Origin of the sequence: Amycolatopsis sp. SID8362 (assembly GCF_010550475.1) — a bacterium.
GTDB classification, from domain to species: Bacteria; Actinomycetota; Actinomycetes; order Mycobacteriales; family Pseudonocardiaceae; genus Amycolatopsis; species Amycolatopsis eburnea.
Genome location: NZ_JAAGNB010001169.1, coordinates 1 through 5174, shown reverse-complemented (window position 1 = coordinate 5174; position 5174 = coordinate 1). Strand labels below are relative to the sequence as shown.

The 5174-nt window shown below is 72.7% G+C and carries 6 protein-coding genes; all 6 read right to left on the bottom strand.

The genetic code is table 11. From position 1 onward, the window contains the following. The coding region (locus G3I65_RS56620) for a M20/M25/M40 family metallo-hydrolase (RefSeq protein ID WP_309235906.1) at positions 1-468 on the bottom strand (468 nt) is incomplete at its 3' end. Continuing rightward, positions 465-1451: a ketopantoate reductase family protein gene (locus G3I65_RS36635; RefSeq protein WP_166641033.1), complete on the bottom strand. Its 987-nt coding sequence runs from the start codon at positions 1449-1451 to the stop codon at positions 465-467. The genes G3I65_RS36635 and G3I65_RS56620, both read right to left, overlap by 4 nt. Then, positions 1444-2223 carry an SDR family NAD(P)-dependent oxidoreductase gene (locus G3I65_RS36630; protein WP_160700160.1) on the bottom strand — a complete coding sequence of 260 codons (780 nt, stop codon included), beginning with the start codon at positions 2221-2223 and terminating at the stop codon, positions 1444-1446. The genes G3I65_RS36635 and G3I65_RS36630 overlap by 8 nt, the downstream gene beginning before the upstream one ends. After that, a complete protein-coding gene (locus G3I65_RS36625; RefSeq protein WP_160700159.1) occupies positions 2223-3506 on the bottom strand; it encodes an MFS transporter in 1284 nt (427 codons plus the stop codon). Before G3I65_RS36625 ends, G3I65_RS36630 begins: the two co-directional genes overlap by 1 nt. After that, positions 3503-4390, bottom strand: coding sequence for a polysaccharide deacetylase (locus G3I65_RS36620; protein WP_160700158.1), 888 nt, complete (start codon positions 4388-4390; stop codon positions 3503-3505). Before G3I65_RS36620 ends, G3I65_RS36625 begins: the two co-directional genes overlap by 4 nt. Next, a partial coding sequence (locus tag G3I65_RS36615) for an Lrp/AsnC family transcriptional regulator (protein ID WP_160700157.1) occupies positions 4387-5174 on the bottom strand: 788 nt, incomplete at its 5' end. The genes G3I65_RS36620 and G3I65_RS36615, both read right to left, overlap by 4 nt.

Here is a 5174-nt window from a genome sequence, read left to right as displayed (position 1 = left end):
CGGCCGCGACGCCGGGCTGCCGATCTCCTCGTCGCCGTTGAGGACCAGCCGCACGGCCGGGCGCGGCAGCCCGGCGGCGTCGAGCGCGCGCAGCGCCCACACCGCGTGCACCAGTCCCGACTTCATGTCGAAGATCCCCGGCCCGGTCGCGCGGTCGCCGTCCACCGTGAACGGCCACTCCGCCAGGGTGCCCAGCGGCCACACCGTGTCGTAGTGGCAGAGCAGCAGCACCGGTTCGCCGGTGCCGGCGAAGTCGTAGACCTTGATGTCGCCGTACGGCCCGCCGTCGACGTCCTGGACCTTCTCGGGCGCGCCGAGCCGGTCGCGCAGCCAGCCGTCCACCCAGGACAGTCCACGGTCCAAAGCGGACTTGTCGTCGCTGGGCGTCTCGATGCCGACGTAGGCGGCGACGTCGGCGAGGAGGTCGTCGCGGTGCGCGCGCACCCACTCGTGCAGTTCCCGGATCACAGCGCTCGCTCCAGTTCGGTCAGGTGGTTTTCGGACATCGCGACGGCGCCGGTCTCGACGTCCCGCAGCCGGCCCAGCACCGCGCGCAGCAACGGCACGGGCGCTTCGGCGAGCACCGGCGCGTAGTGGTGGTGGACCTCGACCGGCCGGTGCCGCACGGCGATGTCGCGCCAGATGCCGCTGCGGTCCTTCGGCTGGGTCCGCAGCCACGCGACCAGCCGGTCGGTCGCCGCCTCGCGCCCCGCCGCACCGGGCAGGTAGGCCGCCGGGTCGAACTGGTCGAACGCCTCCAGCGTGCGGTCGCCCGCCGCGGCGAACACCTCCGCCGCCAGCGCGTGCATGAGCGGCCGGTGCCGGTCGATCAGGTCGGCCATCGGCGCGTCGGCGAGCGCGGTCGTGGTGAGCATCGCGCCGAAGCCCAGCTTCGCCCACAGGTAGCCCTCGACGTTGGCGGTCGCCTTCGCGGGACCCCACGCCTGCAGGTCCGCCACGACCTCCTCGACCCGCGGCGTGATCCGGCCGTCGGGCTCGCCGACGACCAGGGCGCCGAGGCCGCCGTCCCGCACGACACCGGGTTCGACGACGTCGGCGAACAGGTTGACGAACGCGCCGACCGTCCGATCCGGACGGACGCGTGAGGCGATCAGCCGCTCGTTGAGCCCGTTCTGCAGTGACACGACGAAGCCGTCGTCCGCCAGCCGCGGCGCCAGCCAGTCCAAGACGGTTCCGGTGGCCTGGGCCTTGACGGCGAGCAGGACCCGGCCGAGCACCGCCGGGGCGGCTTCCGGGGCGAACGCGGGCAGTTCGACGGTCGCGTCACCGTCCGGCCGCCGCAGGGTGAGGCCGTGCGCGGCGATCGCGGCCACGTGCGCCGGGTCGGTGTCCACGATGGACACCGGGTGGCCCGCGCGCGCGAGGTGGAACGCGAGCGTCCCGCCGATCGCGCCGCCGCCGACCACCGTGTACGAGCGCCGGTCAGACATGCGCCTCCTTCCCTTGCTGCACAGCGGTTTCGCCGGTCCAGTGCAGCGGCAGGCCCGCCGCGCCCGCCGTGGACCCGCCGTCCACGCGCAGGACCGCGCCGGTGATCCAGGCCGCCTCCGGCCCGGCGAGCCAGAAGACGGCGTCGGCGACCTCCCGGGGTTCACCGCGGCGGCCGAGCGGGTTCACCGACACCGCGGCCGCGTAGGCCTCGCTGACCGGGTTGGCCTCGCTGTCCACGGTGACGAAGCCGGGGCTGACGGCGTTGACGCGGATGCCGTGCGGCCCGAGTTCGACCGCACACGCCTTGGTGACCATCTCCAGCGCGGCCTTCGACGTCGCGTAGTGAGCGGCGCCGGGACGCGCCCGGGTCGCCGCGCCGGAGGAGATGTTGACGACCGCGCCGGTGGTCCCGGCGGCCACGTGGGACCGTCCGAACGCGACGGTCGTGAGCAGCGCGGCGCGGACGTTGACGTCCTGCACGTGGTCCCACGCCGCCGCCGTCATCTCCAGCAGGGGAGTGGCGGGGTAGATCCCGGCGGCGTTGACCAGGACGTCGACGGGACCGGCCCGCTCGACGAGTCCCTCGGCGAACTCCGCGTCCGCTAGGTCGCCGGGCAGCTCGACGACGTCGGCCGCCAGCCGGTCGGCCACTGTGGACAGTTCCGCCGCGCGCAGGTCGGCCAGGACGAGGCGGTCGCCCGCGGCGGCGAACCGGGCGGCGATCGCCGCGCCGATCCCGCCGCCGGCGCCGGTGACGAGCACGGTCCGCACTACAGCTCCTTACCCTTGGTCTCGGGCATGGTCAGGTAGACCGCGACGCCGATGAGGGCGGCCGCCGCCACGTAGACCCACACCAGGTGACCGAGGTGGTGGGCGTTCAGCCAGGTCGTCACGTACGGCGCGGTGCCGCCGAAGATCGCCACGGCGAGCGCGTACGGCAGGCCGATGCCGGTCGTGCGCACCTCGGCCGGGAACTGCTCGGCCATGATCACCGCGCAGTTCGCCGAGTAGCCGACGATCAGCACCAGCCCGATCAGCTCGATGACGAAGACGCTCCAGAAGCTGTTGCCCAGGAAGTGGAACGCGGGCCAGGCGAACACCACGAACCCGGCGGCGAACGCGGTCATCGTCGCCTTGCGCCCGAGCCGGTCGGACAGCAGGCCGCCGAACGGCAGCAGCGCGATGAACACGACCATGGCCAGGGTGTTGGCCAGCAGCGCCGTCTTGAGCGGGATGCCGGTGCTCAGGTGGGCGTAGGCCGGCATGTAGGACACCCACACGTAGTAGATCAGGGTGCCGGCGATGGTCACCCCGGCCACGCGCAGCGCCGCGCCCGGGTGGTCGCGCAGCATCGCGACGAGCGGGTTGCGCCGCGGCTTGGCGGAAATCTTCGTGAACGCCTCGGTTTCGTGCACCGACACGCGCAGCCACAGGCCGACCAGGCCGAGCAGCCCGGCGATGCCGAACGCGAGCCGCCAGCCCCAGCTGTGCAGGTCGCCTTCGGACAGCGTCGAGTTGAGGATCGTGCCCATCAGCGCGGCGATCAGCGAGCCGAGGCCGACCGAGACCTGCTGCCACGAGCCGGCGAACGCGCGGCGCCCGGGCGCCGCGGACTCGATGAGGAACGCCGACGAGGAACCGAATTCACCGCCCGCCGAGAAGCCTTGCACGAGCCGGGCCAGCAGCAGCACGATCGGGGCCAGCACGCCGATCCGCGCGTACGTCGGGCACAGCGCGATGACGATCGACGCCCCGGCCATCAGCGAGATGGTGAGCGTCAGGCCCTTCTTGCGGCCCTTCCGGTCGGCGTACGCGCCGAGCACCGCCCCGCCGATCGGGCGCAGGACGAACCCGACGGCGAACACGGCCAAAGTGGACAGCAGGGCGGTGGTTTCGTTGCCACCGGCGAAGAACTGACCGGCGAAGACGGGCGCGAAGGTCGCGTAGACGGCCCAGTCGACCCATTCGACGGTGTTGCCGACGGCGCCGGCGACGATCGCCTTGCGCTGCTGTGCGGTCAGGCGGTGGGTGACGGCGGTGTCCACAGTGGTCATGGCTGCTCCTGCCGGACGTGGTCGACGATCTGGGCGTGCGTCGCGTACCAGACGCCGTCGTGACCGTCGATGTGGTCGAGCAGCTCGGCCAGGGTCGCGAGCCGGGACCGGTGCCCGATGATGTGCGGGTGCAGGGTGAGCTGGAAGATCCCGCCCTCGGCGTACGCGGCGTCGAACTCGTCGCGCCAGATCGAGAGCACGCCGCGCGGCGGGGTGTAGGGCCGCAGCGACGCGAACCGGTCCATCATGAAGTACGGCGCGTCGTCGCGGATCCACTCGACCGGCAGCTCGACGATCCCGGTGGGCTCGCCGTGTTCGAGCAGCTCGTAGCAGTCGTCGTCGGCCATCAGCGACGAGTCGTAGGTCAGGCCCAGCTCACGGGTGATGGCGAGGGTGTGCGCGGAGAAGTCCCACGACGGCGTCCGGATACCCACCGGGCGGGTGCCCGCGAGGCGTTCGAGCACGTCCGCGGCGCGGAAGGCGAGGTCGCGCTCCTCGGTCTCGGTGAGGGCGGTGTTGCGCTCGTGGATCCAGCCGTGCAGCGCCACTTCGTGCCCGGCGTCCACATAGGACTTGACTTCGCCGTCGTGGAGCAGCGCCGACACGGCGGGCACGAAGAAGGATGCGGGTGCGTTGTGCCGCTGGAGGAGCTTCAGGATGCGCGGGACGCCGACGCGGGCGCCGTACTCGCCCTGCGCCAGCTTGCCGGGCAGCACTTCGCCGTCGCGCAGCGCGGGTGTCTCGTGGTCGGAGTCGAAGGACAGCGCCACCGCCACCTTCGCGCCGCCGGGCCACGACGCCGGGCGCAGCGGGCGCCCGGCACGGACGTGTTCGACATGCCCACGCCAGGTCGCTTCGTCCCACTGCCACGGTTGTTCCGTCATGCGTCCTCCAGCTTGGCGGCGGGCGTCGGGGCCCACGCGCGCTTGAGCGTCGAAACCTGCAGGGTCACGTCGGCCTCCCGGAGCCCGGGCAGCGCGCCGACGACGTCGGTGGTGTGCCGGTACAGCTCGCCGTAGTGCCGCAGCACGATCTGGCCGACGAGGTTGAACCGGCCGGTGGTGGCCGAGAGGTACTTGGTGCCGGGGTGCGCGGCGAGCTGCTGCCCGGCGCGGTCGAGCTCGCCGGGGACCACCGAGAGCCAGAGCATGAATTCGAGGGCGTAGCCGAACATCGACGGCTCGGCGAGCGTCCGGAACCGCAGGCACCCGCGGCGCACCAGCGAATCGACGCGTCTGGCCACAGTGGACTCACTGCTGTCGACCAGTTTGGACACCTCCTTGAACGCCATCCGGCCGTCTTCGCCCAGCGCGGCGCAGATCGCGAGGTCCAGTTCGTCGAGCTGCTCCGGCGGGCGCTCCCAGTGCTGCTCCTCGAACGGCCGCACCTCCCCGCCGCGCAGCTCGGCGACGGCTTCGCGGCTCAGCTCGCCGGAGTCCCAGTCGTGGTTGGAGGTGAACGTCCGCATCACGGCGAAGGTCTCGGCGCCGCGGACGTCGCCGTCGCCGGGGAAGCCGTTTTCCTGCAGCCGCGCGATGTCGCGGTAGGAGGGGAGGACGAACTCGGCGGAGCAGTCGGCGCTGCCGGCGAGCACGGTCGCGTACCGCACCTCGGGCCGCGCGGCGAGCGCTTCGGCGACGCCGGCCGCCGTCCCGGGCCGGCACCGCA

Coding starts and splice junctions, on each gene's coding strand:
- G3I65_RS36635 (WP_166641033.1), bottom strand. CDS start 1,451: ATGTCTGACCGGCGCTCGTACACGGTGGTCGGCGGCGGCGCGATCGGC.
- G3I65_RS36625 (WP_160700159.1), bottom strand. CDS start 3,506: ATGACCACTGTGGACACCGCCGTCACCCACCGCCTGACCGCACAGCAG.
- G3I65_RS36620 (WP_160700158.1), bottom strand. CDS start 4,390: ATGACGGAACAACCGTGGCAGTGGGACGAAGCGACCTGGCGTGGGCAT.